The sequence below is a fragment of the Streptosporangium sp. NBC_01810 genome (assembly GCF_035917355.1).
Taxonomy (GTDB): domain Bacteria; phylum Actinomycetota; class Actinomycetes; order Streptosporangiales; family Streptosporangiaceae; genus Streptosporangium.
The window spans coordinates 1,252,903-1,275,031 of sequence record NZ_CP109070.1; the positions used below are offsets into that span (position 1 = coordinate 1,252,903).

Sequence of the window (22,129 nt, forward strand, 5' to 3'; positions counted from 1 at the left end):
TGCGAGTCACCGTTTTCCAAGATCTTTGCGCATGAGATGCGCACGATCATGGATCTCGTGGCCCGTCACATTACGTAGACAAGAGACCCGACCGATACATACCAAGGGGTAGACCGCAATAGCGACACCCCCATAGGGTCCCGGTACAGCCGCGCAGGGGAGTCGCCCTCGCCTCGCGGCCAGGCAGAGGCCCCCGCTCCACCGCGGGGGCCTCTCGCTATTCCAGCCGGATCTCCGCCGCGTCCCCAGGAAGCACCTCAACGCCTCCGTCGGCCCTCTCGGCCACCAGGACCCACACACCCTCTCCGAGGCCCAGTTCCGCCCCCTCGGCGTCCGTAGGGGGCCGCGTGAAGATGCGCATGCCCGGCTCCGGAGCGATCACGGTGACCTCCGGCGCGCGCACGAACGTTCCCCGTCCGGGCACCGTGCGTACCAGGCCGAGCGAGGCGAGGTGGCTGATCGCTTTTCGGACCGTGTCGCGGGCCACTCCGAAACGCTGCTGCAGGTGAATCTCGGAGGGCAGGGGGCGGCGCGGCTGGAACTGGCCGGTCTGGATGTCCCGCCGGATGGTGTCAGCGACCTGGCGGTACACGGGCGTCTCGGCATCATGATCAATCTCGCGCACGGTCTGACGGTAGGGGTGCGGCCCTCCGGCTCCATATTGGCGTACAGGGTCACGGACTAGCACGGACAGGTGTGTAGACAGGTGCTTGGCTTTCCCTGGTTCGCCGCTCTTCGGACAACCCTTCCTTGACCGTCGGCGTCTACTCTCCGCCCCTGATCTATCACCAGGAGTCACTATGCGGAGAGTCGTCCCCATCGCCCTGATCGCCCTGCTTGCCGGGTGCTCCAGCACGAAGGCCGCCGCGCCGCCCCCCTCGCCGAGCGCGACCTCGAACCCCCTCACCGCCGCCGCCTGCCGCCAATACGTGGCCGCCGGACCGGCCTCACCGCCATCTCCCGGTTCTTGGTCCCTCACCGCCGCCGCCTGCCGCCAATACGTGGCCGCCCTGGAATGGCTGGATAAGACCGTCGCCGAGAGCCAGAACGGGGGCTACGTACCCTTCGCCCTGCGAGTCGTCGCCCGCGACGGCGAGAAGGATGTCCGCCAGGCCGCGGAGCTGGCCGACGGTGAGACCCGCCAGGCCATGGAGCGCACGGCGGCCGCCATCGCAGTCCTCGGCGGCACCGTCGAGGACTTCCTGGCTGCACCGAAGGGGACGATGGACGTCGCCGACGAGGTGGCCACCGTGGGCACGTCGATCAATACCGTACGCCCCCTGTGTGCTGCTGCCGGGTCGCCGGTGAACATCCTGCTCCAGTAGTCCAGACGTGAGAGTCCCGGCACCTCGACGCCGGGGCTCTTCACTGCGCCGGCTACTGGACGCGGATCTCGGAGGAGTCCGCAGCGACCTCGACGACGGTGGCGGCGCGGACGAAGGTGCCGCGGTTGCGCACGGTGCCGCAATGAGACCGGGCCGTCGGGCCCGGAAATTGGTGACATCGCCGAGTCAAAGCCATGGAGCCAGGATAGGACGTCGCGGGAGCCCCGGCCCGCTCGCTGCCGGGGCTCTTCTGTCCGGGCTACTCGGCTGGCTCCTGGCGGGCGGCCACGAACGTGCCGACGCCGCGCACCGAGTACGCCGACCCCTCCTCGCGCATCCGGGTAAGGACCTTCTGAGCGGTGTTCGGGGCGATCTCGAACTCGCGGACCAGCTCATGCTGCGACGGCAGCTGCGTGTCCACAGGATAGGTGCCGTCCGCGATCCGCTCGCGCAGTATCTCCGCGATCTGCGCCCACTTCGGCGCGTTCGGCCGCCATTCGATCATCACTGCTTAACCGTAAGCAACCATGCTGACCTGGGGATACTCACGCAGTACCAACGTTGAGCATGGTTAACCGTGGTTAAGGCCACTACCGTGTGGCCATGACTGATCTCGAACAGCTCGCAGTCGATCACCCTGAGTGGTTGTTCTGGCGGGGCATCCGATTCGATGGCACCCCGGGCGACTATTACGCCAATCGGCGGCGATGGTCCCCCGACTTGCACATGACCGAAGGGGCCGCGCTGACCGTGTGCGGCACCACCGTGGAGGAGCTGGCCGTCCAGCTCAAGGAGCAGCAGCGGATCGAGGAGTGGTGAGCGATCCGATCCCCGGATGGACCGACCGGGAAGGGCGTCTCTGGCTGGACACCGGTTACACCAAGGACGGCGAGGTGGTGATCGAGCTCCTCAACGGCGCGGCCCGGGGGACGCTCGGCTGGGTCGACAGCCAGTTCGGGCCGATGGAGAAGCTGGGGGGTGTGACGCGCTGACCGACGGAGGCCCCCGCCCTGGCGAGTAGGGCGGGGGCCTTCGTGGTGCGCAGGGGGCGGTTACACGCCTTCGAGGCGGGCGACGATGCGGGCGAGCAGGTCGCGGATCTCGATCTGCCCGGCCTTGAGGTCGGCGACGTCGTCTCGCATGAGGGCCTGGGTCTTCTCGATGTTGCCGACCGACCGTTCCAGGACGCCGAGCCGGTCCTTGATCTCGGCGATGTCGGTCTCGACGGTGGAGACGCGCTCCTCGATGTACGGCATGGACTCAGGATAGGTGGCGCATCCGATCAGGGGCTTCGGAATACGTCGTGCGTTCCGACGCGACGCCAGATGATGTGTGGCTCGTTTCCTCGCTCGGGTGGTCCGAACTCGAACGTGGCCCGCCCATCGGGCGCCCAGGTCATCTCCAAGATTCCTGACGCGCCCTGAATGCCCTTGACGCGCAGGCCGGGGCGAAAGCGTCCGCCGCGTGGGAGGTCTATGAGGTCGGGCACGAACTGCTCTTTGACTGTCCGTTTGAAACGATCTTTGTCGCTGGGGTCGAGTAGGGCGTAGTCCTTCTCGAAGCGGGTCGTGGTCATGAACGTGGCCACCGGTCACCCGCCCAGGTGGTCGAACATGTCGTCCACTGACTTGTGCAGGGTGACACGGTCGTTGGCGATGTCCTTGCTCGCCTCGCGCTCGCCCGCGTTCCACGACTCGTTCCAGAACCATGCCTGGTCAGCGGGGATCATCTTCAGCCCGCGCAGGACAACGACGCCTGGCTCGATGATGTCGAACTCGACCTCGTCGCCAGCGTCTACGTTCAATGCCTTCCGGACTTCTGGTGGCAGCGTGAGCTGCCCCTTCCTTCGCAACGTTGTGCGGCTCACGGCTGTGATCCTTCCGGTTGCAGGTGGTCGGCGATCCTGCTTCCAGTTCGACTGTCGCACTTTCCAACGTTCTCGTCTAGGGAATGTGTTCCACGGAACTACCTCAAATCGGACAGTGTTGCCTTACTTGCCCCGTGCAGTGCCTTTGCCGAGCGGATGATCCCCTCGTTCGCGGGACCGAGGCATCCGCTGCCGTGCATCGGCCCGCTGGCCGGGTTCGGACGTTTCCCGTGGGGGCATTGCAATCTGCCATCGCTCGCTCACGATGACGGTGTGACCACCCATACCGATCCTGACCTGCGACACCTCTCCAATCTCCTTAGCTTCCTGCCCGGCCCCGACGACCAGGAGTTCTGGAAGGCGGTCGCCGACAAAGATCGACCACCGAGCAATGCGGACTACAGCGACTACGTGATCAGGAACCTGATCGGGAACATGCCAGCGCTTCACAAGCCCAACCCCCAACCCAGAGAGATCATGGGACTGGTCAAATACCTTTTGATGTTCTTCGGTGGCGACTCAGGTCGCCTTCACGAACCCATCGGGCGCCGGTTCTCCTTCGTTGCCGGGGGGTGGGACACCCTTGGCCAGCTCTGGCTCGACGACCTGGTGAAGACGTGCTGGCGTCTGTACGTGCGCTACGCCGCCTCCGAGTCGTGGTGGACGAAGTGGCCGGAGGATGTCCAAGCCTGGCGAGAAGGGCGCTACAGGGACGCCTCGGAGTGAGCCGGAGGTGAGGGCATCCCTGCGCGCGCTAGCTCGGCGGCGAGGAGAACCACCTCATCCCGTCCGGCCGTCTCGCCGAGCTTCTCGCGGGCGATGGCCGTCCTCTCCGCAATGAGACCGGCCCGTAGGCCGGAGTGAAACAGGTAGTCGGAGAGGTCGCCGCGCTGGGCGATCGTGCGCCCGGACTCTACGTGGCCCCGTCGAGCCGGGTGGCGAGTCGGGCCAGGAGTTCCCGGAGCTGATCCTGGCTGGTCTTCAGCGCGGCGAGGTCGTCGCGGATCACGGCGAGCTGCTGATCGACCGCAGCGGAAGGGTCTCCCGCGCTGCGCACGGGGGTGTCCTGCTCTGGTGTCGGCGGAGTCTCGCTTCCGATGTCGTGGACGTACTTGATGTCTTCGAGGAAGACATCAAAGAAGTGGAGAAGGCCGGTTATGAGGCTGAGGGGGCGGGGTCTATGGGCGTCCGCCTCAGCGCACAGCGCGGCAAGAGCTTCGGCGTCGTTTTTCCGCCAAGCGAGGAAGAGTCGAGCGCCTCGACGGAAGTTCTCATCCCTCTGCTGCCTTTTCTCGGTCTCGTCGGTTACGCCGGAAAGGGCGTGGCCGTCGTCCGTCGTGAAGTCGGCGGCAGGGATGAGAACTCCCGTCGTCGGGTGGACGATCATCGGTGATCCGTCGTGTTCGTTCCACCCGACGATGAGGTGTTGCTCCTGCGAGGGGTGGTAGTGGGCGTGCCAGCGTGCTTCGGCGGCTTTGATCATGTTGGGCTCCCGAGGGCAGGGGTCGTGGTTCGGCGGAGGGAAGCGGCGAGGATCACGGCCTCGTCGCGGTCGGCGTCTTTGCCGAGTTTCTCCCGGGCGGCCTTCATCCATCGGTCGAAGTCCCCACCTTGCAGGAGTTCGGCGCGGGCGGCGTCGGCGGCGGTGACCGCGCGCAGGACGTCGTTGGGGATGCGCTGGGGGATTACTCGGGTGGGGCTGGTGGGGCGTCGTTGGCCCTGTGAGCGTCGTGCGGCGTCGAGGAGTTCGCGGGTGGCGGCGAGCAGGGCCTCCTTCTCCTCGGGCGTCACCGAGGGCTGTGAGGGTTCCTTGGGGGCGGCGGGCGGCGGCTGGGCCTGGCGGGCGGCGTAGGCGGCGCGGCGAGCGGCTGCGGCGCGAACGTCGGCCAGGTAGCCCGGAAGGTCATTGTTCTTGGCCATGGCCCGGAAGTACGGGGTTGGCTTCTCGATTTTGACCTTGCTCGTTTTGTGAACTTCCTTGATCACTTCTCTCATCTCGTCCTCGGTGACCCCGAGGTGGCTCAGGGCGTCCATGACGATGCGCTCGTGGCCAGAGAGAGATGAGGGGTCTTGAGGGGACTGAGGGGAAGGCATCCGGGTTTCCCGGACCCTGGGAGGGCAATTCCCGGACCCTGGGCCAGCGGAATCCGGACCCTGGGAATCGTCCAGCGTCTGGGTTTCCCGGATGCTGGGGGTGGCTCAGCATCCGGGGTTTCCGGACCCTGGGCAGCCGTGAGCGGAGGGATCCGGAAGACGGCGTGCTGATGCATCTGGCCGCGCTTCACCCGCTCCAGGGCGCCCTTGTCGATGAGGCCCGCGATGATCGCCGCGCGCTCGGTGCGCCCCGTGCGCATGCGGCGAACAAGCGTCGGGTTGCTCTCGACGCCCTTGAGGCACAGACGAGTCTCGTCTCGCGCGTCCTCGGCGATGGCGATCAGCGCCCAGCGCTCGCGGGGTGTGAGGGTCTCGGGTGCATGGTCGAGGACTTCGACCATCAAACGGACGCCCATCAGACTCCTGCGCTCAGGCGCGCGAATATGCACGTCTGAGCGCACGGCGATATCGTGACCACGGGTCTCCTCCTGCTGATCCCAGGTGGGGCTCAAGGGCCTGTTCGGTGTTGACGCACCGGCCAGGCCCGCCTTATGTAATTTGATCAATCGGCCAACGAGGGGCGCTGGCTCGCCTGCTCGATACGGTCGAAGATGTCGGCATCCGTCTCCCGCTGCCACGCCGGCAGGTCATCCCAGTCGGCCACGTACGCCGGCTTCGGGGCGGGGATGTGCTTGAAGATCTGGCCGATCCAGCAGATCGCGATGAACCGGCCGCGCTGCTCCCGGGTCAGCTTCGCCGTCTGGCGGGCGGTCACCGCGATGAACGCGCTCACCTGCTCCTCAACCGCCGCGGCGCATGAGCGCTCCCAGTCAGGCGTCTCCTCCCACGGCGTGACGTAGCCGGGCTTCGGCTCGCCAGGGAAGTGCTTCTTCACTCCGTCGATCCACGCTTCGCGGAAAGTACGGCCAGGTTCCTGCACGGTGGCTCCTTCAGGTTCCGCTGACCGTGGCCAGCTCGGCGATGTCGTTGTTCAAACTGCGTACCTGGTTGTCCGTCACATCGGCCAGGTGCGATTGCAAGCCGCGCAGCTTCTGGCCGATGACACCCGATCCAGTGCGGCGTGCGAGCTCGAGCGCGGCTCGGCCGTGTTCGAGCGTCTTGTCGATCTCGCCTCGCTGCACGCCGAGCGCGGCCAGGTCGACGAGGACGCCGGCGCGGCGGCGGGCGGACAGGTTGTGAGTAAGGGCGTCGACGAGGACAACTTCGGCGAGGTCGGGCCGTCGAAGCATCGTGTAGCAGGCGCCACGCTCTTCGTGGAGACGGCTGCCGTCGAAGCGCAGCCAACCGCCGTTGTGGATCTGACCGGTCAGATCGCGGACATGTTCAGCCGCATCAAGGGCGCGCTGGCAACCGTCGAAATCGCCGAGTCCTGCCAAGGCCTCGGCGCGGACCACATCGACCCAATGGCGGGTGGAAAGGCCGCTGTCGCCGCGGCGAGACAGGTTGGTGGCGAGGTCGAGCATCGGGACGGCCTTGCCGTACTCGCGTTCGTAGACACCGATGAAGGCATGGCGAGTCACCGCGCACGCCCACAGGTCGTAGGCGCCCGCTTCTCTGCTGGCGGACGCGGCGAGGCTGTAGCAGTGAGCGGCGTCGGTGTACTGGTTGGCATCGAAATGGATCTCGCCAGCGAGTTGAAACAGGTCGCCGGCGAGCGCGCACAGACGCCGGTGGGTGGCCTCGGTGGCGGAACGCTGGAGGCTCTCGACGAGCGCGGCGAGGTGGTCCTGTACGAGCGGGTAGACCTTGCTCTTGCTACTGGCGAGCATGAACACCTGCCACAGGTGACTGTTCAGCATTTCGTACTGGGTGGCCGTTTCGGCGTCAGGTCTGCCCGTGCGGGCTGCGATCCGGTCGAGGTCGAGTGCCTGCTCTGCCTGGGGGGTGGCGATGACAGCACCGGCCATGGTGAAGATTCTGAGTAGCTCGCGGCGGTTCATGTCGTCATCGGTCCACTCCTGCTGGGGTACGGGTTGCGGCTTCGTGGCCTGCTGCTGGATCAGCAGGGCGAAGCGGGCCTTGACGTGGTCTGGTGCCTGCCAGAGGTGGACGTCAAGGATCTGCTGTTGCTCCGGCTTTTGCTGCATCGCCGGGCACTCTTCCCATTTCGCGATGGTGCGCGCGGAGACCCCCAGTCGGGCAGCGAACCCCTCCTGGGAGTAGTGGTAGGCCTGGCGGAGGGTCTTGGCCAGGGCGCCGGTCCACGTTTCTACAACTTCCACGGCGATCTCCTTACTGAGATCCAGTCTGCCGGGGTTCTCGGCTCGCGCTAGTGGAGATTCAGTGCTGGTTCAGCGCTGGTGTGGTGTCCGTTCATGGCTACTCCGGGTGGTGTCGCGGTCCCCTTAAAGGGACAGGAAATGCCGCGCGACCTCGGGAGTTCAGGTATGAGTCGGTCCCGTCTCGGCCTCGATGTGTCCGGTGTGTTGCCGCGCCCTTTTGCCTCCCGGTGGCTGTGCCTTGATTCCGTTCTCTCGAGCGATGCGCCGGATGTAGGAGTCGGTGAACGGCGAATGCTCAGCGACGTCGGTGGGCCGCTCTCCTGCGCGCAGGGCAGCCAGGGCGGCGGCCACCACCTCTTGCCTCGCGTGTTCGTGGGCCTGCTCCGTCTGGCGGTATCGGGTGGTAGTCGCGTCGAGCAGCGCCAGGGGGCTCATTTCCTCGGTCATGAGAACAGACTACCGGAACACAGTTGCGGAACCTACACCTGTGCGCTAACGTCATGAGCGCAACAGAGTTCCGGAAGGGAAGTCCGGACACAAGTTTCGGTCAAGAAGATGTTGGTGGCCAAAAGCCTTCAGGTCACCACTCGCGCGGCCCCCCGGGCCGCCTGACCAGCTCGACCCCGGAAACCAACCGCAACAAGGAGAAGAACCATGCAGCACAGCACGACGGCCGCCAGCGCCGCCGAGTTCCCCATCGTCGTCCCGAACGACCCGCACCGCCGCTCGGTGCGTAGCGAGGTCCACCTCCAGGGGAATTCCATCGTGGTTCGCCAGATCGGCTGCGCCCCGGCCGGGCACATGCTCACCCTGCAGTGGGCCGAGGAGCTGCGCGACGCCCTCGACGCGGCCATCCAGGCGACCCGCGCCGCCGGGAAGACGGTGACCGCCCCCGTCGCCGACCAGCATGAGCCCATCAAGCAGCGCATCTACATCAGCGAGCAGCCGAACACCGGACCCGCCTCGATCTGCATCGTCGAGCACGGCGACCTGCACTTCACCCCCACGCGCGCCGAGGTCATCCGCTTGGACGCCGACCTCACGCCCAGCGCCGTCCACCAGGCCGTCACCGACCACGAGGCCAAGCGTGCCGTCCTGCACGCCCACGACCTCGACTTCGTCCCGAAGATCCCCCGGGAGTACCTGGCGTTCGAGCTGGCCCAGGCCGAGGAGAAGGTCAAGCACTGCGCGACCCCCGAGAACGTCGCCCTTCTGGCCGCGATCCGTGACGACGCCGCCCGGCGCGGCCTGGTCGCCGCCTCCTAAACGAAGTGGGCCTGCCGGTGCAGCAACACCGAACAGGCCCTGTGATCCCCGCCCTGACTACACCAGAGGAGAACCATGCTCCAGGCTACTCCCGCACCGGCCCGACCCTGTCAGGTCTGGTGCACCGACCACTACACCGGCGCCCAGCCCGAGGACGGCTTCTGTCGCCGCCGCACCGAGGTGGACGGCGTCTACCTCAGCGCCACCGACGACGGCCCCATGGTCCTCGCCTACAGCAACACCCGCGACGAGCTCACCCTCGACCAGGCCGAGACCTACGGCCGCGCCCTGCTCGACCTGGTCGACGCGGCCCGGACGGCGGTGGCCGCGTGACCGCCGACCAGATCACCCAGACCCTCGCCACCCTCACCCAGGCCATGACCCGCCCCAGCGCCACCGTGACCACCAGTTCCTGCACCTGCCCCACCTGCAGGAAGGCGGGCAAGCGATGAGCTCTCACACCCCGGCCAAGCCGCTCCACAGCCCCACCGAGCGCGCCACCACCGCCGAGCAGGCCCGCCAGCCGCTCCAGACCAGCAAGCCGAAAGGCGGCAAGTGATGCCCCGCTTCACGTTCGACACGCCCGCCGGTGCCCGCGCGGTGCGGGCCGCCGACGAGGCCACCGCCCGCGCCTACCTGGAGACGCAGCTCCACCACCCCGACCCCGACGGCGCGGGCAACCAGCCGTACACCTCCACCCAGCTCGCCAAGATCCGCCGCGAGCGGGACGCCCGCGCCGCCCTCCTCACCCTGCAGGAGGAGCGGTGAAGCGCACGACCCCCTGGTACGAGGACAACCCCGCCACCTGCCAGGAGTGCGGCGGCAACGGGAGCTGCGAGTTCTGCGGCGGCGAGGGCATCGTCCCCCGCTGGGTTTACGAGGAGGACCGGTGACCCCGGCCGAGCGGCTCGCCGCCACCCTCACCGCCCTCAACCAGCTCGACTCCGCGATGGCGCAGCCCGAGCCCCGCCCCCGACAGGACGACCCCGCCCGCACCAACCCGCCCAGGAGGATGAAGTGAGCAGCGAGACCGCGTGGCCGGCCGGTGTCATCGCCCGGTACCTCACCGTCGGCGGCGCCACCGTCGACCTGACCGAGGACCACGAAGTGAACCGCACCGAGGCCGCCTGCACCGGATGCCCGACCCGGAAGGGCTTCGGCTGGACGTACCAGAGCGGCACCCACGTGGACGGCACCTACCACGAGGAGGAGCGCAGCGACCTGGCCGCTCAGAAGGCGCGCGAGTGGGCGCAGTCCCACGCCGAGAAGTGCCGGGCCATGCCGAAGCCGAACCAGACCTGAGGGGCGACATGGCCACGATCACGCCGGAGACCGCCGCGAAACTCCTCATCGCCCGGTCGTACGCCGCCACAGGCGACACCGCCGCCAAGCTCCGCCACCAGGCGGACACCGTCACCAGGCGGACACCGTCACCAGGCGGACACCGTCACCCCAGGACAGACCATCCACCTAGGCAAGGACCAGCTCGTTGTCCGCTGACGTTGCGGATGCCGCCCGGCCCCACGGTCGGACGGCGTCCGGAGCACCAGCTCCACACCGACAGGAGAAGCGCATGAGCAAGAAGTACACCGACGCGGCGATGGAAACCCTGGTCAAGTCCGCCGCACAGTACCTGCTGGCCCACGAGAAGGGAGACAAGGCTGGGGCCGCTGCTGAGCTGGCCAAAGCCAAGGTCATCAGCAACAACCCGAAGGCCCGCAAGCGCTGATGTTGCGGATCGCGCCCGGTCGACCGGGCGCGTGTCCGGAGCACCAGCTCCACCGCACCCGCCTCGGGCGCGGAACAAAACGGAACACCCCAGAACGAAGGAGAACGACCATGAACAAGACCGAGCTCGTCGCCGCCGTCACCGAGCACATCGACGGCATCGACAAGAAGACCGTCGCCAAGGTCCTCGACGGAATCCTCGACGTCATCCCGATGGCCGTCGCCGCCGGCGACCCGGTCACCCTCCCGGGCTTCGGCACCTTCGACACCGTCGACAAGGCCGAGCGCGCCGGCCGACACCCGCAGACCGGCGCCCAGATCACGATCGCCGCGTCCCGGGCGCCGAAGTTCAAGCCCGGCGCCGGGTTCAAGGGCCTCGTCAACGAGAGCCGGTCCCAGGCGCTCACCCCCGCCTAACCCAAGCGGGTGGAGGCCGGCGACTCCACCGCCGACCTCCGCCCTCGACCCCGCACCTGACAGAAGCAGGAGAAGGATCTTATGGAGCACGCTACGGACACGGCCCCGGCCGCGCCAGAGCGCGCCGAGCCGAGTCGGCGCCTGTGGCGCTCCCGCGCTGAGCGCCGCGCCGACGCCGCCCGCGCCCGCATCGATGAGCAGCGCGCCCGCCAGCAGGCTGAGCGCGAGCGCCTCGAAACCGAGAGCGAGCACGCCCGCCTCCGCGCGCAGCTCGACGAGCAGACCACCACCGCCGCAGCCAAGCGCCGCGACCAGCGCCGCACCCTACGCCAGCGCATCAGCCTCGCCGTCGTCCTGGCCGCCGCGAACATCGGCGTCAACGCCGCCGCCGTCCTCGGCCAGATCCTCGCCCTGATGTACGGCCTGGACTGGAAGTGGTGGCAGGCCGTCCCGCTGGCTGTCGTGGTCGAGTCGGTGGCGGTGAACGTCGGCTATCTCGCCCACGACAAGATGATCAAGGGGTTCAGTGCGTACGGCCTGCGCCTGCTGTCCTACGCCATCGGCGTCGGCGTCGGCCTCTTCAACTACAGCCACAACTCCGGCCTGATCGAGACCAAGGAGTTCGCCGGCGTGTTCGGCGCCGCCTCCGTCCTCAGCCCGGTGCTGTGGCAGATCTACTCCCAGTGGCGGCACTGGGAGAGCATGCGCGAACAGGGCCTGCTGGAGCAGAGGCCGCTGCGCTTCCCGCTGCTGCGCTGGGTCATTCCGTCCCTGCGCGCCGAGACCTGGGCCGCCTTCAAGTACGGAGTCGCCGAGGACATCCGTTCCCCGCAAGTCGCCCTGGCTGAGATCCGTGCGATGAGCGCGATGGACGCCGCGTGGCGGGGCCTCGGGGACGCCCGGGACGGGTTGATCCGAGCCCAGGGCGACGTCCTCACGGTCACGCAGTTGGTCATCGCCGACCTGGAGGCGGCGCGCGACGCCGTGAACACCAGCGCGACGATCGGAGCACCGGCGATCGTTGCCCGCGAGGTCACCCAGGCGGTCACCGGACCGGTCACCGTCGAGGTCGCTCCCGCGAACGATGCCGTGAACACCTCGGCGACGATCGAGTGTTCGCCGGAGGTCCCCGCGAGCGACCCGGCGCCGGTCACCGCCGCGGTCACTTCGGACGCTGGCGATGACGACCCGGACAGTGATCGGGATCGCCCCGATGAGCAGGACAATCGCGACGCCGAGAAGTGGATCAGGGCGTGCATCCGCAAGGGCCGCACGCCGACCTACGGCGATGTCGTCGAGCGGTACAAGTTCAGCCGCGGCTGGGCACGGCTCCGTGTACAGGCGGCGCGCGCCGAGATGACCGCGAAGGGCTACCGGTTCCTGCCCGCGAACGTCGTCCAGTCGCCCGCCGATCCGGTCACCGCGAATGGCTCTCACAGTGTCCACGCCGAGGACATCGACATGACCGCTGTGGGCTCGGCGGGCGGTGCGTCATGACCCGCTGGGAGTACCTCGCCCGCGGCAACTGCTCCGCTGACGAGCTCAACGAGCTCGGCGCGGACGGCTGGGAGCTCGTCTCCGCCGCCTACAACTCCGACCGCTCTGGCTTCGCCTTCTACTTCAAGCGCCCGAAGGAGGCGTGATGTCCACCGCCCTGACCCTGCTGCTCGGCCTGCTGGCCTTCGCCCTGGCGTCGACCAGGCCGACCACCGCCCAGGCCCGCACCTGCGCCGAGATGCGCGCCACCCTCCAACGCGCTGGCTGGCCGCGGGTCACCGCCCGCACCCTGCAGGTCGCCGTCGTGCTGACGTTGCTGCTGCTGGCCACGGTGTGCCGCCTGCTCTGGCACACCGCCTACGGCGTCGGCAGCGTCCTGGCCGTCGTCGCCGTCGGCCTGGCCACCCTCGGCGGCGGTCCTGAACTCCGGGCGGGAGGTGCAGCATGAGCGAGTCCCAGCGCCCCTACCTGCACATTGTCCGTGACGCTGCGGACGCCCCGCCCCTCCCCGGCACCGAGCACAGCACCGACCTGGAGCCGACCACGCAGCACAGCGCCAAACTGGAACAGCAGGTCTACGAGGGCGAAATCATTGACGACGAGCCCGCCCCGCGATACCTGCCCGTCCGGATCGCCGGCCGCGACGTCGTCGTCCAGCCGTCCCCGGCCGTACGGCAGGCCGCCCAGGTCACCGCCGTAGCCGCGTTCACCGTCGCCCAGGGCTGGCACTCCTGGGCAGTCCGCGCCGCCGACGGCCTCACCTTCGGCGTCTACCGGCGGCAGATCCGCGCTGCCGAGGCCATGGGGGATCGCGAGGCGCTCGCCGAGTGGATCGACCGCAAGGAGCGGGCCGTCCACCAGCGCCACGCCCGCCTCATGGACCTGCCGAGGGTGGCCCTGAACGTCGCGAAGATGCTGGGGATCTCGCTGGTCGGGGCGCTGGTGCTGCTGCTGGCACTGTCCACCGCGATGTGGGCGACCGGTGTCGCCGACTTCGGCGCGGTCTGGATGGTCGCCGGGGGCGCGCTCCGCCTGCTGCTGACGATCCTGAAGTACACCTGGTTCCTGCTGCCGCTCTGGATGCTCGTCGGCGCGTGGCGGGAGGGCCGCCGCCGGGGCGCTCGCCCTCAGTGGATGACCCCCGCTCGGGAGCGTGAGGCCGAGTCCGTGGTGATCACCCCGTCCATCGTGGTCGTCGCCCTGCGTGACCTGGGGATTTCCCCGCTGCGCAAGGCCATCCAGGACATGGGGGACGCCGGAGCGGCCATGCTCGGCCCGATCCGCATCGCCGGATGCGGCGTCGAGGTGGACGTGATGCTGCCCTCGGGAGTCTCCACCGAAGAGGTCGAGAAGAAGCGGCGCAAGCTCGCCGAGAACCTGGGCAGGCACGAGCACGAGCTGTTCATCACCAAGCCCGAGGCCGCGCGCACGGTGCGGCTATGGATCGCCGACTCCGGCGCGCTGGACGAGCCGATCGGCCCTTCTCCGCTGGTCACCGACGCCGGCATGAGGGCCAGCTACGCATCCGACCGGGCGCCGTGGGGCCAGGACCTGCGGGGCGACGCCGCGCGGATCAGCCTGCACCAGCGGCACCTGCTGATCACGGGCCTGTCCAACCAGGGCAAGACCGCCGCGATGCGGGCCCTGGCCTTGTGGCTGGCCTTCGATTCCCGGGTGGAGTTCCGCATCGCCGACCTCAAGGGCGTCGGTGACTGGGCGATGTTCAACGACCTGGCCACCGTGCTGATTCAGGGACCGACGGACGACCACGTCGTGGCCGCGACCAAGATGGTCGAGGCGGGCGTGGCGGAGATGGAGCGGCGGCTGCTCGCCCCACCCGGTTCGAAGTTCGACCCGCTGATCCTGATGGTCGACGAGGCCCAGGTCGCCTTCATGTGCCCGGAGAAGGACGACGCAGGCAACCCCTACGGCGGCACCAAGGCGACCAGCCGCTACTTCCGGGCCGTCCGGAAGATCCACAACCAGGGGCGGGCCGTGGACGTGACCCTGTGGCAGGGCACGCAGGACCCCACCGACCAGAACCTTCCCAAGCTGGTCCGGGAAGGCGCCCACATCCGGGCGTCGCTGGTCGTGGGCTCCGAGGAGCAGGCCCGCATGGCGCTGGGAGACAAGGCCATCGATGGTGGCGCCGCCCCGCACAAGCTGCGTCAGGGCCTGGACAAGGGCACCGTGGTCGTGGCGGGCGACGGAGTGGAGATGGCCCCCGGCCAGGCGTCGATCACGATCCGCACGCACTACGTCTCCACCGAGGACGCCGCCAAGGTCGCCGCCCGGGCCAAGGCCCGCCGCGCGAAGGTGACCACGCGCAGCTCTGCGGCGGTCGAGGAGGCGCGAGACCTGCTGGCCGACCTGGACGAGGTGCTCGATGCGGACGGGGAGCGGATCAAGCTGTCCGACGTCCCCGCCCTGTTGCGGGATCTTGCTCCGGGCTGGCCCGGCTACGCGGGGCTGACCGGCGTCCGGCTGCGTGAGGTCCTGACGCAAAAGCACGGGGTGCGAGTGATCAACAAGGGCAACGTTCTGCTGCTCGATCCGGCCGACGTGCGACGTGCCATGGCGGGACGCGAGGCCAGTGAGTGAGGTGACGGCCCACCCCTCGAAACCCTCTCTGGGAGGGTCTGAGAGGCCCGGACCTAACTGGCGCTAACCGGCTAACCGTCCTAACTTTCCGCAGGTCATGGCCGCGATTGCGGCGACTTAACCCCGCAGTGGGATCACTAACCGGGTTAGGTCCGCTGGTCTCACCTTTCACCCCCGCGAGCGGGGGCCGCGGGTGCTCTCCCGCATGCGACGGGACGGGCGCCCGGAGCAGCCGCTCCACCACTCCATCGAGAGGACTCGACATGCCCAGCAAGATGACCCCCGCCCAGCTCGCCGCCGCCAAGGGCGCCGCGAAGCACTCCAGCGACCTCGGTGGTCTCGCGACCGCGGCGAACGGCCTCGGCGTCAGCCGCGCCGACAAGGCCAAGGCCGCCGCCGCCCTGGAGCAGCGGGTCGGTAAGCGCCAAGCGGCCCGGCTGAAAGAGGAAGCCCTGCAGCGTGCGGGTGCCGCGCCCAAGGGTCTACGCCGGTGGTTCGGCTGACGTGGAGGTTGCGGGTGAGCGCCCGACCATGGTCGGGCGCGATCCCGGAGCAGCTGCTCCACACCGAGAGGAGACCGCTATGGGGCTGTTCGCCCAGGACAAGCAGGAGCGCGCCGCCCGGCGCCTGTACCGCAAGGACCCGGAGGCGCGCGAGGAGCTCGCCAGGTTGAAGGAGACCGCCGACGCCCGGCACGAGCGGCTGCGCCAGCAGTACCTCGCCGATGAGCGGGACATCGTCACCCGGCACACCCACAAGAAGTAGCCCCCACCGAGAAGGAGATCAACATGTTCGGCAGCAAGAAGAAGTACCTCGTCGACACGCCCGACACCGGCCCCCGGACGCCGACCGAGCGCATCACCGGCGGCCCCATCCTCGTCCACGGCCGCAAGGACCTGAAGGCCCGTCAGAAGGCCGCCAAGGCGGCGGGGGTCGAGCTGACCGTCCGCAAGGCGCCGAAGAGCTGACGTTGCGGATCGCGCCCGGCCAGCCGGGCGCGTGTCCGGAGCAGCCAGCTCCAGGAGAGGAGATCGACATGGCGAAGGACGAGCCGAAGCCGCTCGACCAGACACGGAAGGACCTGATCGCCGGGATCATCCGCGTGACCACCCCGAAGAAGCCGTACAAGAAGAAGCCGACCATCTGGGCCGAAGACGTCGACGAGGACTGACCACCCCGGCCCCGGCTGTCCAGTCGGGGCCACCCCCCACCGAGAGGAGCCCACGATGGGCCTGTTCAGCAGCAAGAAGAAGGCCGCCGAAGCGGAGAAGTGGGAGAAGAAGGCCGAAACGTACAGCAAAGAAGCTCGCGAGGAAGCCCGAAAGATCGCGAAGCACACGGAGCTCCTGAGGTCCGGCAAGAGCACCGACCCCGCCGCCGACAGGTACATGATCCGGGAGCACGACGGTAACCGCCGGGTCGCGGAGGCCAACGCGCGGGACTGCCGGTTCAACGCCGAGACGACGCGGAAGTGGTGGACCTGATGACCACGTACACGCATCCCGACGTGCTCACCCGGGGCGTCGAGGAGGGATGGGCGGACCCGCAGGAGGACCCGACCAGGATCGACTGGGCCGCCCGCCAGCGGGATGCTGCGATCCCCTTCCAGGTCGTCGACGGCCGCCCGGTCAGCCCCGGTGCGCCGACCGGCATCCGGTACGGCCGGGGCGAGCTGGGCCACTGGGGCGAGCGGCAGGCCGCCGACGCCATCGTCTTCGCCCGCACCGCCGGCGGCCGGTGGGCGCTGATGGTCGAGCGCGACGACGACCACGGGTGGGCCATTCCGGGCGGGTGCCTGGACCCCGGAGAGGACCCGCTGACGGCCGCCGTCCGGGAGCTGGCCGAGGAGACCGGCCTGACCTTGCCGGGCGCGTCCTGGCAGGTGCTCCCCGTCCGAATCGTGCCGGACCCCAGGGCGACGGACGAGGCGTGGATGGTGACCTGGCCCGCCGTGGCCGACCTGGGCGACCTGGGCGACGTCGCCGAGCTGCCCGCCGTGGCGGGGGCCGACGACGCCATGCGGACCGAGTGGGTGCGGGCCGACACTTACCCCGTCCTGGTGGCTCACCTGGAGGCGACCTACGGCGGGCGGGTGTTCGCCGCGCACCAGGGGATGCTGGCCGAGCTACTCGGCGACGAGACGCCCGGGGCGGGGGAGCGATGACCCTCCGAGAGAGCGCCCGCCAGGACGTCGCCCAGGCCGACCCGCAGCGGGTGCTCGCGGTGTTCGCGCTGCTGCTCGGCGCCCTGGTCCTGTTCAACAGGCCGTTCTTCGCCCATCTGCTGGGCACCTGGGGGCCGCCGACCTGGGTCATCCCCATCGCCACCGCGGTCGCGGCGCTGGACTACGCGGTGAGCGTCTGGCGCGGCGAGGCTCGCACAGCGTCGGGTGCGGTGACCGCCGTAGGTGCGGCACTGCTCCTGGTGGCCGTGCTTGCCTGGCGGCTGTCGTAGCGGAGCTGGGGGTGCGCGGTCGGCCGATGGTCGGCCACGTGCCCGGAGCGCCGCTCCACTATCGCGAGGAAGGACACGTCATGACCGCCACCAACGAGGACACCGTCCACTGCCCCCACTGCGGCGGAACGTTCCGCCGGGCGTTCTACCACGCCGGGGCTTGCCCCTCCGACCCGAAGAACGCGAAGAAGACCGGCAAGTGATCCCTGCGGCCCTGGCGCCCTTGCGGTGCTGGGGCCGCTCTTTCCCTGGCCGTGTTGTAAATCGACCGTCTCTTAACAAGATCTCTTTCGGGGAGTTGGGGGAGCCGATCCGACCCCCCTGACTGTCGAGAAACGTGTTGAGAAATCTTGCTGTTCAACAATCCCCCCACCACCCATTCCTATACACGGGGGCACGATGACCACCACCGACGATCTTCTCCCCGCCACCCGCGCCCGCACCGGGACGCTCGTCGGGTACGGCCGCGTCTCCACCCGCGACCAGAACCTCGACCGCCAGCACACCGCCCTCACCGACGCCGGATGCATCCGCGTCTTCGCCGACAAGCTGAGCGGCAAGAACACCGAGCGGCCCGAGCTGGCCGCGTGCCTCGACTACCTGCGCGCCGGCGACACCTTGGTCGTCCTCAGCCTCGACCGGCTCGCCCGCTCCCTGCACGACCTCATCACGATCGTCGCCGAGTTGCGCCGCCGCGAGATCGGGTTCCGCTCCCTGCATGAGAGCCTCGACACCACCACTCCGGCCGGACGGCTCATGTTCCACTTCTTCGCCGCCTTGGCCGAGTTCATCCGCGAACTCATCGTCGAGGGCACTCACGAGGGCCTGGCCGCAGCCCGCGCCCGAGGGCAGCGCCTTGGCCGGCCGCCCGCGATGACGCCGGAGATGGTCGAGACCGCCCGGCACCTGCTGACGAATCCGACCGCCACGGTGTCGAGCATCGCGAAGATCCTCGGTGTGAGTCGGGCGACGCTCTACAAATACGTGCCGGAGCTCAAGACTGCGAGTTCTGCTAGCTGCGGAGACTGACCTGCCCGACCGGTAGCCGCACATGAAGAGACCCCCGCCCAGCTCGGGCGGGGGTCTCTTCGCGTGTCACTTCGCCATCTGGCGAAGTGATGATTGGCCTGGTCGCCGAGGTTACCGGCCTGCGTAACCTTGCTGACCTGCGACATCTGGATCATTTTCGGGAAGTGCCGAAAATGATCCTGAGCTGCGGATTCTCGTCAGCCGATGTCGCCCTGGTACCGCCAGAGGGTGGGATCCTCGCCGGGGGTCGGCTCGTAGATCGCGCGGTGCATCTCGCCGGGCACGATCATGTAGGCGCCGGGGTCATCGCCGAGCTGCTGCTTGGGCAGGGTCATGCCGTCGAGGGGGCCGCCCATCAGGCGGACGTCAGTCTCCATCCACCCAGCATGCACCGCCGCACGCGAAGAAGCCCGCCGCTCCGGAGGAGAGCGACGGGCTTCTTCATGGATCAGCTGCAGCATCCCCAGGGGAGGGGCCGTGCCGGGCCAGCGTACGGCGTCGGCTCCCGGTGCGGGGGCGACCGGTGTGATTGGGCGCCGGCGGTGTACGGCTTGCGCCGGTCGAAGCGCCGCCGGCGCCGTGGTCCTGCCGCTCGATGAGGTAGGAGCCAAGGTCAGCGTACTTTCTTCCCGGAAACCCTTCCCCTCGGTACTGAAGTGTTGTAGATTGATGAGTGTCGGGAAGGGGGGTCGAAGCCCCGGAACGACAGCCGCTCGATAACTCAACAGAGGAAGGAGCCCAGATGGGAAGCACCACCGCCCATCACAGCACCCTCGTGGCCAACCGGCTCGCCGGTGACCACGAGACCCACGTCGAGGCCCTGCTGGGCTCGATCCGGGTCATGATCCCGGGGCTGGTGATCACGGTCACCGACCCGCAAGCGATCTGGTGCATCTGGAAGGCCTGGATGGAGGCGACGCGCATCGCGCACAACGTCTTCAACGGCCTCACGGCCCCGGCTTACGAGGTCTCCCCGGTCACCCGGCTTTACGCCTCGGTCGCCATCACCGGCTGGCAGCCGGGACGGCAGGTCCAGGGTAAGGCTCACAACCACAGCCCCTCGGGTTGCGGAGAGCTTCGGGTCCGGGTCGGCGGGCTGACGATCATCATGGATGATCGCGACGCCTACGACCGGCAGCTGGTCACCTGGGCCAGCGCCTACGACCTCGGCCAGCGGGAAGTCTGGCCGGGAGTCCTGGCCGACAGGAAGTGAGAAAGGGGCGGGCCACACGGCCCGCCCCTTCTTCATAGGGCCGCCCTTCCTCATCCGGGTTACCCACAGAACGCGATTCGGGTCGGCGGCGACCAACACACGGCAAGCACCCTGACCAGGAGACGAGAGGAGTCACCTGATGTTCCAGATCCGAGACGAGCGCGGCAACGTGCTCGACGAGCGACCAACCTTCGAGGCGGCCGAGGAGCGGCTGGAAGAGATCTGCAGGCAGGCCACCGAGCAGGCCGCCGCAAACGCTGAGGGGGTCAACGAGATGACCCTTCGATGGACCATCGTGGACACCGCCGGGCGGGAGGTCGGGTGGATGTCCCTCACGCCCGACACGACGCGGCCATACGAGCCGATCAGCCAGGCCCAGCCCGACGACGACCAGGGACCAGCATGATCCCCGCGGACGGCCGACCAGTCGACGCGGCCGGCGCCGCGGACATCATGGGCATGGCCTACCAGACGTTCCGCAACAAGCGGATCGCCACACAGGAAGGCGCACCGGCGCCGTTCAACCCGGGCTCACGGAAGCTGCTGTACGACGCGGCGCAGTGGGAGGCATACCGGGCCGGGCGGGAGCTGCCGACGCGGCCCGCGAGGATGCACCCGCACCCTGACGATCTGCTGGACGGGCCGGAAGCCGCCGCCTATCTCGGGGTGGACTACGGCACGGTGCGCCGCTACCAGAAGGAAGAGCGGCTCACCGTCGTGGAGGTGTGCGGCGTACCCCACTTCAGGCGGCACGCCTTGGACGCGCGGCGGGACAACCCCGGCAGGCCAGGGCGACCGCCGAACGCAGCCGGGTGATCCACAAGTCACCACCGCGCCGAACGCAGAAGCGCCCCCGCCCTCACGAAGAGGAGCGGGGGCGTTCGCGCGTCTGGCCCTCACTTCGGGGCCCGTTTCTATAAGAGCATGATCAGCCCATCGGGTACGGCCGGGGGCTGGCCGGTACGAGCGCGCGGCCCTGGTCGTCGCGCGGGTCGGCCACCGGGGTCACTGCCCGCCGCGCCGACCAGAACGCACCCAGGCCGATGGCGTAGTCGATCCAGTCCTGGACGGCGTCCTCGGCGATTACCCAGTTGGCCGGGATCCAGCCGAGCAGGGCGGTGATGCGCAGGATGGCAACGATCGCAATGGCGATGATCACTCGGATCACGATGGGCTGACGGGTCACGAAGTCACGCATGGTGATCTCCTTCATTCCTGGGGCAGTGCGGCGCGGACGAAGCAGTCCTTCGCCTCCAGCAGCTTCCGCAGCCCTGCCGTCAGCTCCGGCCCGTCAGGGACCTGCTCGATCATCTCGGCCGCGAGGTCGTGACACGGCTGGCTGATCGCCTGCAGATGCGGAGGCAGGTGCTCGAAGTCGAAGTAGCGAGCGATCTGCGCGACGCCCGGGTGTCGTCCTTCGGTGTTCATAGATCTCCTCATTTGAGGTTGGAAAAGAGGAACCGCTGACACGAAAGTGCTGGTCAGTGGTGGTGGCATATTCACCGGTATGAAATCGGGCCCCTCGTCGCGCCGGGCGACAGCAACCAGGTAGGCGAGGAGCGCGCCCTCGATCACGGCGCGGCGGGGCTGCTGACCTCCAGGCGGACGGTGATCCCCTCGATGGCCGCCTCGATCCGCGCCACCAGGGCCTCCACGTCGATCTCGTCGTCGCGGGCCGCCAGAGCCTCGGCCAGGGCCTTGATGGCGACCGTCTGACCGTCGAGCTTCGCGCCGAGCGTGGCGATCGTCTCGCGGACGTCCTTCGCCCACTTCGCGGTGTTGACCAGGATGTTCCCGGCCTGCCACTCCGGGTTCTCCTTGCTGCCGAACGGCACCGGCAGCTCGTGCTGCCACATCTCCTTGGCGCTCACGTCGTCGTCCTCTCCTGCGATGAGCCGAGCCACGATGGCCCGGAAGTCGTCCATGTGAAGGGTGTGCGGGTCAGGCTTGCTGCGGTTGACCTCCTTGTGGCCGCGTACCGCACTCACCGGGATCTGGAACTCCTTGCACAGCTCGGCGCACAGCCGCCACCAGGACTCCAGCTGCGCGGGTGGCCACGGAGTGCGGCCGTCGTTTTCCGCCTCGATGCCGATCGAGTTGCTGTTCGTATGGCCCAGGGAGGTCGAGGGCGCGTTGTGCCAGCACCGGCCCGCCGCCACCACGAAGATCCGGCCATCACGGCGGAGCCAGATCTGCGACAGCGGACCCTCCAGTCCGGGGCGGCCGTCGCGCACCACGTGCATGTCGCCCCATCCCGCGGTGTGATGGCAGACGACGCCATACACCTCGGGCTGAGGGCCGTGGCCGCGGGTCTTCCACCCGGGTACCTCGGTGACGGGATAGCCGGTCCGACGGGCGACGTCGGCGAGCTGGGTGAGGTAGGGCATGGTGCTCC

44 protein-coding genes are annotated in these 22,129 nt (G+C 68.6%); 29 read left to right on the forward strand and 15 right to left on the reverse strand.

Annotated elements, in window-relative coordinates; translation table 11 throughout:
- Positions 1-217 precede the first annotated feature (217 nt).
- The gene (locus tag OIE13_RS05685) at positions 218-625 is read right to left on the reverse strand and encodes a GntR family transcriptional regulator (protein WP_326829635.1); all 408 of its coding nucleotides are present in this window, start codon (positions 623-625) and stop codon (positions 218-220) included.
- Between the two features lie 175 nt (positions 626-800).
- On the opposite strand from OIE13_RS05685, the gene OIE13_RS05690 reads away from it, so the two are divergent.
- The gene (locus tag OIE13_RS05690) at positions 801-1,325 is read left to right on the forward strand and encodes a hypothetical protein (protein WP_326829636.1); all 525 of its coding nucleotides are present in this window, start codon (positions 801-803) and stop codon (positions 1,323-1,325) included.
- 259 nt (positions 1,326-1,584) lie between these two features.
- On the opposite strand, the gene OIE13_RS05695 is transcribed toward OIE13_RS05690, so the two are convergent.
- Positions 1,585-1,830: a GntR family transcriptional regulator gene (locus OIE13_RS05695; RefSeq protein WP_326830266.1), complete on the reverse strand. Its 246-nt coding sequence runs from the start codon at positions 1,828-1,830 to the stop codon at positions 1,585-1,587.
- 98 nt (positions 1,831-1,928) lie between these two features.
- On the opposite strand from OIE13_RS05695, the gene OIE13_RS05700 reads away from it, so the two are divergent.
- Positions 1,929-2,144 carry a hypothetical protein gene (locus tag OIE13_RS05700; protein WP_326829637.1) on the forward strand — a complete coding sequence of 72 codons (216 nt, stop codon included), beginning with the start codon at positions 1,929-1,931 and terminating at the stop codon, positions 2,142-2,144.
- Entirely contained in the window at positions 2,141-2,317 is a 177-nt protein-coding gene (locus tag OIE13_RS05705) for a hypothetical protein (RefSeq protein ID WP_326829638.1), read from the forward strand. The genes OIE13_RS05700 and OIE13_RS05705 overlap by 4 nt, the downstream gene beginning before the upstream one ends.
- A 60-nt stretch (positions 2,318-2,377) precedes the next feature.
- Here the strand turns inward: OIE13_RS05705 and OIE13_RS05710 are convergent, their stop codons facing one another.
- From OIE13_RS05710 to OIE13_RS05720, 3 genes are read right to left on the reverse strand one after another with little or no spacing between them, the layout of a single operon-like run.
- The gene (locus OIE13_RS05710; protein WP_326829639.1) at positions 2,378-2,581 is read right to left on the reverse strand and encodes a hypothetical protein; all 204 of its coding nucleotides are present in this window, start codon (positions 2,579-2,581) and stop codon (positions 2,378-2,380) included.
- 26 nt (positions 2,582-2,607) lie between these two features.
- Positions 2,608-2,913 carry a hypothetical protein gene (locus OIE13_RS05715; RefSeq protein WP_326829640.1) on the reverse strand — a complete coding sequence of 102 codons (306 nt, stop codon included), beginning with the start codon at positions 2,911-2,913 and terminating at the stop codon, positions 2,608-2,610.
- A 3-nt stretch (positions 2,914-2,916) separates the two neighbouring features.
- On the reverse strand, positions 2,917-3,192 hold the full coding sequence (locus OIE13_RS05720) for an AbrB/MazE/SpoVT family DNA-binding domain-containing protein (protein WP_326829641.1): 276 nt from the start codon (positions 3,190-3,192) through the stop codon (positions 2,917-2,919).
- 273 nt (positions 3,193-3,465) lie between these two features.
- On the opposite strand from OIE13_RS05720, the gene OIE13_RS05725 reads away from it, so the two are divergent.
- A complete protein-coding gene (locus tag OIE13_RS05725) occupies positions 3,466-3,918 on the forward strand; it encodes a hypothetical protein (protein WP_326829642.1) in 453 nt (150 codons plus the stop codon).
- A gap of 187 nt (positions 3,919-4,105) precedes the next feature.
- Here OIE13_RS05725 and OIE13_RS05730 read toward each other — a convergent pair whose 3' ends face one another.
- From OIE13_RS05730 to OIE13_RS05755, 6 genes are all read right to left on the reverse strand, one after another.
- A complete protein-coding gene (locus OIE13_RS05730) occupies positions 4,106-4,675 on the reverse strand; it encodes a hypothetical protein (RefSeq protein WP_326829643.1) in 570 nt (189 codons plus the stop codon).
- Positions 4,672-5,226 carry a hypothetical protein gene (locus OIE13_RS05735; RefSeq protein ID WP_326829644.1) on the reverse strand — a complete coding sequence of 185 codons (555 nt, stop codon included), beginning with the start codon at positions 5,224-5,226 and terminating at the stop codon, positions 4,672-4,674. Before OIE13_RS05735 ends, OIE13_RS05730 begins: the two co-directional genes overlap by 4 nt.
- Entirely contained in the window at positions 5,214-5,798 is a 585-nt protein-coding gene (locus OIE13_RS05740) for a hypothetical protein (protein ID WP_326829645.1), read from the reverse strand. Before OIE13_RS05740 ends, OIE13_RS05735 begins: the two co-directional genes overlap by 13 nt.
- 50 nt (positions 5,799-5,848) lie before the next feature.
- Positions 5,849-6,226, reverse strand: coding sequence for a hypothetical protein (locus OIE13_RS05745; protein ID WP_326646018.1), 378 nt, complete (start codon positions 6,224-6,226; stop codon positions 5,849-5,851).
- Positions 6,227-6,236: 10 nt separating this feature from the next.
- Positions 6,237-7,529: a helix-turn-helix domain-containing protein gene (locus OIE13_RS05750; protein WP_326829646.1), complete on the reverse strand. Its 1,293-nt coding sequence runs from the start codon at positions 7,527-7,529 to the stop codon at positions 6,237-6,239.
- Positions 7,530-7,688: 159 nt separating this feature from the next.
- On the reverse strand, positions 7,689-7,976 hold the full coding sequence (locus OIE13_RS05755; protein WP_326646020.1) for a hypothetical protein: 288 nt from the start codon (positions 7,974-7,976) through the stop codon (positions 7,689-7,691).
- A gap of 207 nt (positions 7,977-8,183) precedes the next feature.
- Between OIE13_RS05755 and OIE13_RS05760 the strand changes: the two genes are divergently transcribed.
- The 22 genes from OIE13_RS05760 to OIE13_RS05865 all read left to right on the forward strand — a co-directional run bounded on the left by OIE13_RS05760 (position 8,184) and on the right by OIE13_RS05865 (position 18,521).
- Positions 8,184-8,795: a hypothetical protein gene (locus OIE13_RS05760; RefSeq protein WP_326829647.1), complete on the forward strand. Its 612-nt coding sequence runs from the start codon at positions 8,184-8,186 to the stop codon at positions 8,793-8,795.
- Positions 8,796-8,870: 75 nt separating this feature from the next.
- Entirely contained in the window at positions 8,871-9,128 is a 258-nt protein-coding gene (locus OIE13_RS05765) for a hypothetical protein (protein WP_326829648.1), read from the forward strand.
- On the forward strand, positions 9,125-9,247 hold the full coding sequence (locus tag OIE13_RS05770; RefSeq protein ID WP_326829649.1) for a hypothetical protein: 123 nt from the start codon (positions 9,125-9,127) through the stop codon (positions 9,245-9,247). Before OIE13_RS05765 ends, OIE13_RS05770 begins: the two co-directional genes overlap by 4 nt.
- A gap of 106 nt (positions 9,248-9,353) precedes the next feature.
- Complete coding sequence (locus tag OIE13_RS05775) at positions 9,354-9,563, forward strand: hypothetical protein (RefSeq protein ID WP_326829650.1); 210 nt, start codon at positions 9,354-9,356, stop codon at positions 9,561-9,563.
- On the forward strand, positions 9,560-9,688 hold the full coding sequence (locus tag OIE13_RS05780; protein ID WP_326829651.1) for a hypothetical protein: 129 nt from the start codon (positions 9,560-9,562) through the stop codon (positions 9,686-9,688). The genes OIE13_RS05775 and OIE13_RS05780 overlap by 4 nt, the downstream gene beginning before the upstream one ends.
- The gene (locus tag OIE13_RS05785) at positions 9,685-9,816 is read left to right on the forward strand and encodes a hypothetical protein (RefSeq protein ID WP_326829652.1); all 132 of its coding nucleotides are present in this window, start codon (positions 9,685-9,687) and stop codon (positions 9,814-9,816) included. Before OIE13_RS05780 ends, OIE13_RS05785 begins: the two co-directional genes overlap by 4 nt.
- A complete protein-coding gene (locus OIE13_RS05790) occupies positions 9,813-10,097 on the forward strand; it encodes a hypothetical protein (protein WP_326829653.1) in 285 nt (94 codons plus the stop codon). Before OIE13_RS05785 ends, OIE13_RS05790 begins: the two co-directional genes overlap by 4 nt.
- A 271-nt stretch (positions 10,098-10,368) precedes the next feature.
- Positions 10,369-10,524, forward strand: a complete 156-nt coding sequence (locus OIE13_RS05795) for a hypothetical protein (RefSeq protein ID WP_326646028.1) — start codon at positions 10,369-10,371, stop codon at positions 10,522-10,524.
- A gap of 110 nt (positions 10,525-10,634) precedes the next feature.
- On the forward strand, positions 10,635-10,940 hold the full coding sequence (locus tag OIE13_RS05800) for an HU family DNA-binding protein (RefSeq protein ID WP_326646029.1): 306 nt from the start codon (positions 10,635-10,637) through the stop codon (positions 10,938-10,940).
- 81 nt (positions 10,941-11,021) lie between these two features.
- Positions 11,022-12,437: a hypothetical protein gene (locus OIE13_RS05805; RefSeq protein WP_326829654.1), complete on the forward strand. Its 1,416-nt coding sequence runs from the start codon at positions 11,022-11,024 to the stop codon at positions 12,435-12,437.
- On the forward strand, positions 12,434-12,583 hold the full coding sequence (locus OIE13_RS05810; protein ID WP_326646031.1) for a hypothetical protein: 150 nt from the start codon (positions 12,434-12,436) through the stop codon (positions 12,581-12,583). The genes OIE13_RS05805 and OIE13_RS05810 overlap by 4 nt, the downstream gene beginning before the upstream one ends.
- Positions 12,583-12,885, forward strand: coding sequence for a hypothetical protein (locus OIE13_RS05815; protein WP_326646032.1), 303 nt, complete (start codon positions 12,583-12,585; stop codon positions 12,883-12,885). The genes OIE13_RS05810 and OIE13_RS05815 overlap by 1 nt, the downstream gene beginning before the upstream one ends.
- Complete coding sequence (locus tag OIE13_RS05820) at positions 12,882-15,038, forward strand: FtsK/SpoIIIE domain-containing protein (protein ID WP_326829655.1); 2,157 nt, start codon at positions 12,882-12,884, stop codon at positions 15,036-15,038. Before OIE13_RS05815 ends, OIE13_RS05820 begins: the two co-directional genes overlap by 4 nt.
- 263 nt (positions 15,039-15,301) lie before the next feature.
- The gene (locus tag OIE13_RS05825; protein WP_326646034.1) at positions 15,302-15,541 is read left to right on the forward strand and encodes a hypothetical protein; all 240 of its coding nucleotides are present in this window, start codon (positions 15,302-15,304) and stop codon (positions 15,539-15,541) included.
- A 79-nt stretch (positions 15,542-15,620) separates the two neighbouring features.
- Positions 15,621-15,803, forward strand: coding sequence for a hypothetical protein (locus OIE13_RS05830; RefSeq protein ID WP_326829656.1), 183 nt, complete (start codon positions 15,621-15,623; stop codon positions 15,801-15,803).
- A gap of 23 nt (positions 15,804-15,826) precedes the next feature.
- Positions 15,827-16,006, forward strand: coding sequence for a hypothetical protein (locus OIE13_RS05835; protein ID WP_326829657.1), 180 nt, complete (start codon positions 15,827-15,829; stop codon positions 16,004-16,006).
- Between the two features lie 68 nt (positions 16,007-16,074).
- The gene (locus OIE13_RS05840) at positions 16,075-16,209 is read left to right on the forward strand and encodes a hypothetical protein (RefSeq protein ID WP_326829658.1); all 135 of its coding nucleotides are present in this window, start codon (positions 16,075-16,077) and stop codon (positions 16,207-16,209) included.
- A gap of 55 nt (positions 16,210-16,264) precedes the next feature.
- Positions 16,265-16,522 carry a hypothetical protein gene (locus tag OIE13_RS05845; RefSeq protein WP_326829659.1) on the forward strand — a complete coding sequence of 86 codons (258 nt, stop codon included), beginning with the start codon at positions 16,265-16,267 and terminating at the stop codon, positions 16,520-16,522.
- Positions 16,522-17,202, forward strand: a complete 681-nt coding sequence (locus OIE13_RS05850; RefSeq protein WP_326829660.1) for an NUDIX domain-containing protein — start codon at positions 16,522-16,524, stop codon at positions 17,200-17,202. Before OIE13_RS05845 ends, OIE13_RS05850 begins: the two co-directional genes overlap by 1 nt.
- Positions 17,199-17,492, forward strand: coding sequence for a hypothetical protein (locus OIE13_RS05855; protein WP_326829661.1), 294 nt, complete (start codon positions 17,199-17,201; stop codon positions 17,490-17,492). Before OIE13_RS05850 ends, OIE13_RS05855 begins: the two co-directional genes overlap by 4 nt.
- Positions 17,493-17,572: 80 nt before the next feature.
- Positions 17,573-17,695, forward strand: a complete 123-nt coding sequence (locus tag OIE13_RS05860; protein WP_326829662.1) for a hypothetical protein — start codon at positions 17,573-17,575, stop codon at positions 17,693-17,695.
- Between the two features lie 196 nt (positions 17,696-17,891).
- Complete coding sequence (locus OIE13_RS05865) at positions 17,892-18,521, forward strand: recombinase family protein (RefSeq protein ID WP_326829663.1); 630 nt, start codon at positions 17,892-17,894, stop codon at positions 18,519-18,521.
- A 197-nt stretch (positions 18,522-18,718) separates the two neighbouring features.
- On the opposite strand, the gene OIE13_RS05870 is transcribed toward OIE13_RS05865, so the two are convergent.
- Positions 18,719-18,898, reverse strand: coding sequence for a hypothetical protein (locus OIE13_RS05870; protein ID WP_326829664.1), 180 nt, complete (start codon positions 18,896-18,898; stop codon positions 18,719-18,721).
- 365 nt (positions 18,899-19,263) lie between these two features.
- On the opposite strand from OIE13_RS05870, the gene OIE13_RS05875 reads away from it, so the two are divergent.
- The 3 genes from OIE13_RS05875 (at position 19,264) to OIE13_RS05885 (ending at position 20,550) form a co-directional block, all read left to right on the forward strand.
- On the forward strand, positions 19,264-19,734 hold the full coding sequence (locus OIE13_RS05875; protein ID WP_326829665.1) for a hypothetical protein: 471 nt from the start codon (positions 19,264-19,266) through the stop codon (positions 19,732-19,734).
- Between the two features lie 139 nt (positions 19,735-19,873).
- On the forward strand, positions 19,874-20,140 hold the full coding sequence (locus OIE13_RS05880) for a hypothetical protein (RefSeq protein ID WP_326829666.1): 267 nt from the start codon (positions 19,874-19,876) through the stop codon (positions 20,138-20,140).
- Positions 20,137-20,550 (forward strand): hypothetical protein, encoded by a 414-nt coding sequence (locus OIE13_RS05885; protein ID WP_326829667.1) that lies wholly within the window; start codon positions 20,137-20,139, stop codon positions 20,548-20,550. The genes OIE13_RS05880 and OIE13_RS05885 overlap by 4 nt, the downstream gene beginning before the upstream one ends.
- A gap of 112 nt (positions 20,551-20,662) precedes the next feature.
- Here the strand turns inward: OIE13_RS05885 and OIE13_RS05890 are convergent, their stop codons facing one another.
- The 3 genes from OIE13_RS05890 to OIE13_RS05900 all read right to left on the reverse strand — a co-directional run bounded on the left by OIE13_RS05890 (position 20,663) and on the right by OIE13_RS05900 (position 22,121).
- Positions 20,663-20,932, reverse strand: a complete 270-nt coding sequence (locus OIE13_RS05890) for a hypothetical protein (protein ID WP_326829668.1) — start codon at positions 20,930-20,932, stop codon at positions 20,663-20,665.
- A gap of 11 nt (positions 20,933-20,943) precedes the next feature.
- Complete coding sequence (locus OIE13_RS05895) at positions 20,944-21,162, reverse strand: hypothetical protein (RefSeq protein ID WP_326829669.1); 219 nt, start codon at positions 21,160-21,162, stop codon at positions 20,944-20,946.
- Between the two features lie 143 nt (positions 21,163-21,305).
- Positions 21,306-22,121: a peptidoglycan recognition protein family protein gene (locus OIE13_RS05900; protein ID WP_326829670.1), complete on the reverse strand. Its 816-nt coding sequence runs from the start codon at positions 22,119-22,121 to the stop codon at positions 21,306-21,308.
- Between the last annotated feature and the right edge of the window lie 8 nt (positions 22,122-22,129).

Coding starts and splice junctions, on each gene's coding strand:
- OIE13_RS05700 (WP_326829637.1), top strand. CDS start 1,929: ATGACTGATCTCGAACAGCTCGCAGTCGATCACCCTGAGTGGTTGTTC.
- OIE13_RS05800 (WP_326646029.1), top strand. CDS start 10,635: ATGAACAAGACCGAGCTCGTCGCCGCCGTCACCGAGCACATCGACGGC.
- OIE13_RS05810 (WP_326646031.1), top strand. CDS start 12,434: ATGACCCGCTGGGAGTACCTCGCCCGCGGCAACTGCTCCGCTGACGAG.
- OIE13_RS05830 (WP_326829656.1), top strand. CDS start 15,621: ATGGGGCTGTTCGCCCAGGACAAGCAGGAGCGCGCCGCCCGGCGCCTG.
- OIE13_RS05730 (WP_326829643.1), bottom strand. CDS start 4,675: ATGATCAAAGCCGCCGAAGCACGCTGGCACGCCCACTACCACCCCTCG.
- OIE13_RS05775 (WP_326829650.1), top strand. CDS start 9,354: ATGCCCCGCTTCACGTTCGACACGCCCGCCGGTGCCCGCGCGGTGCGG.
- OIE13_RS05825 (WP_326646034.1), top strand. CDS start 15,302: ATGCCCAGCAAGATGACCCCCGCCCAGCTCGCCGCCGCCAAGGGCGCC.
- OIE13_RS05695 (WP_326830266.1), bottom strand. CDS start 1,830: ATGATCGAATGGCGGCCGAACGCGCCGAAGTGGGCGCAGATCGCGGAG.
- OIE13_RS05820 (WP_326829655.1), top strand. CDS start 12,882: ATGAGCGAGTCCCAGCGCCCCTACCTGCACATTGTCCGTGACGCTGCG.
- OIE13_RS05690 (WP_326829636.1), top strand. CDS start 801: ATGCGGAGAGTCGTCCCCATCGCCCTGATCGCCCTGCTTGCCGGGTGC.
- OIE13_RS05850 (WP_326829660.1), top strand. CDS start 16,522: ATGACCACGTACACGCATCCCGACGTGCTCACCCGGGGCGTCGAGGAG.
- OIE13_RS05880 (WP_326829666.1), top strand. CDS start 19,874: ATGTTCCAGATCCGAGACGAGCGCGGCAACGTGCTCGACGAGCGACCA.
- OIE13_RS05840 (WP_326829658.1), top strand. CDS start 16,075: ATGGCGAAGGACGAGCCGAAGCCGCTCGACCAGACACGGAAGGACCTG.
- OIE13_RS05765 (WP_326829648.1), top strand. CDS start 8,871: ATGCTCCAGGCTACTCCCGCACCGGCCCGACCCTGTCAGGTCTGGTGC.
- OIE13_RS05755 (WP_326646020.1), bottom strand. CDS start 7,976: ATGACCGAGGAAATGAGCCCCCTGGCGCTGCTCGACGCGACTACCACC.
- OIE13_RS05870 (WP_326829664.1), bottom strand. CDS start 18,898: ATGGAGACTGACGTCCGCCTGATGGGCGGCCCCCTCGACGGCATGACC.
- OIE13_RS05805 (WP_326829654.1), top strand. CDS start 11,022: ATGGAGCACGCTACGGACACGGCCCCGGCCGCGCCAGAGCGCGCCGAG.
- OIE13_RS05860 (WP_326829662.1), top strand. CDS start 17,573: ATGACCGCCACCAACGAGGACACCGTCCACTGCCCCCACTGCGGCGGA.
- OIE13_RS05710 (WP_326829639.1), bottom strand. CDS start 2,581: ATGCCGTACATCGAGGAGCGCGTCTCCACCGTCGAGACCGACATCGCC.
- OIE13_RS05845 (WP_326829659.1), top strand. CDS start 16,265: ATGGGCCTGTTCAGCAGCAAGAAGAAGGCCGCCGAAGCGGAGAAGTGG.
- OIE13_RS05885 (WP_326829667.1), top strand. CDS start 20,137: ATGATCCCCGCGGACGGCCGACCAGTCGACGCGGCCGGCGCCGCGGAC.
- OIE13_RS05760 (WP_326829647.1), top strand. CDS start 8,184: ATGCAGCACAGCACGACGGCCGCCAGCGCCGCCGAGTTCCCCATCGTC.
- OIE13_RS05735 (WP_326829644.1), bottom strand. CDS start 5,226: ATGGACGCCCTGAGCCACCTCGGGGTCACCGAGGACGAGATGAGAGAA.
- OIE13_RS05895 (WP_326829669.1), bottom strand. CDS start 21,162: ATGAACACCGAAGGACGACACCCGGGCGTCGCGCAGATCGCTCGCTAC.
- OIE13_RS05865 (WP_326829663.1), top strand. CDS start 17,892: ATGACCACCACCGACGATCTTCTCCCCGCCACCCGCGCCCGCACCGGG.
- OIE13_RS05815 (WP_326646032.1), top strand. CDS start 12,583: ATGTCCACCGCCCTGACCCTGCTGCTCGGCCTGCTGGCCTTCGCCCTG.
- OIE13_RS05890 (WP_326829668.1), bottom strand. CDS start 20,932: ATGCGTGACTTCGTGACCCGTCAGCCCATCGTGATCCGAGTGATCATC.
- OIE13_RS05795 (WP_326646028.1), top strand. CDS start 10,369: ATGAGCAAGAAGTACACCGACGCGGCGATGGAAACCCTGGTCAAGTCC.
- OIE13_RS05855 (WP_326829661.1), top strand. CDS start 17,199: ATGACCCTCCGAGAGAGCGCCCGCCAGGACGTCGCCCAGGCCGACCCG.
- OIE13_RS05900 (WP_326829670.1), bottom strand. CDS start 22,121: ATGCCCTACCTCACCCAGCTCGCCGACGTCGCCCGTCGGACCGGCTAT.
- OIE13_RS05835 (WP_326829657.1), top strand. CDS start 15,827: ATGTTCGGCAGCAAGAAGAAGTACCTCGTCGACACGCCCGACACCGGC.
- OIE13_RS05875 (WP_326829665.1), top strand. CDS start 19,264: ATGGGAAGCACCACCGCCCATCACAGCACCCTCGTGGCCAACCGGCTC.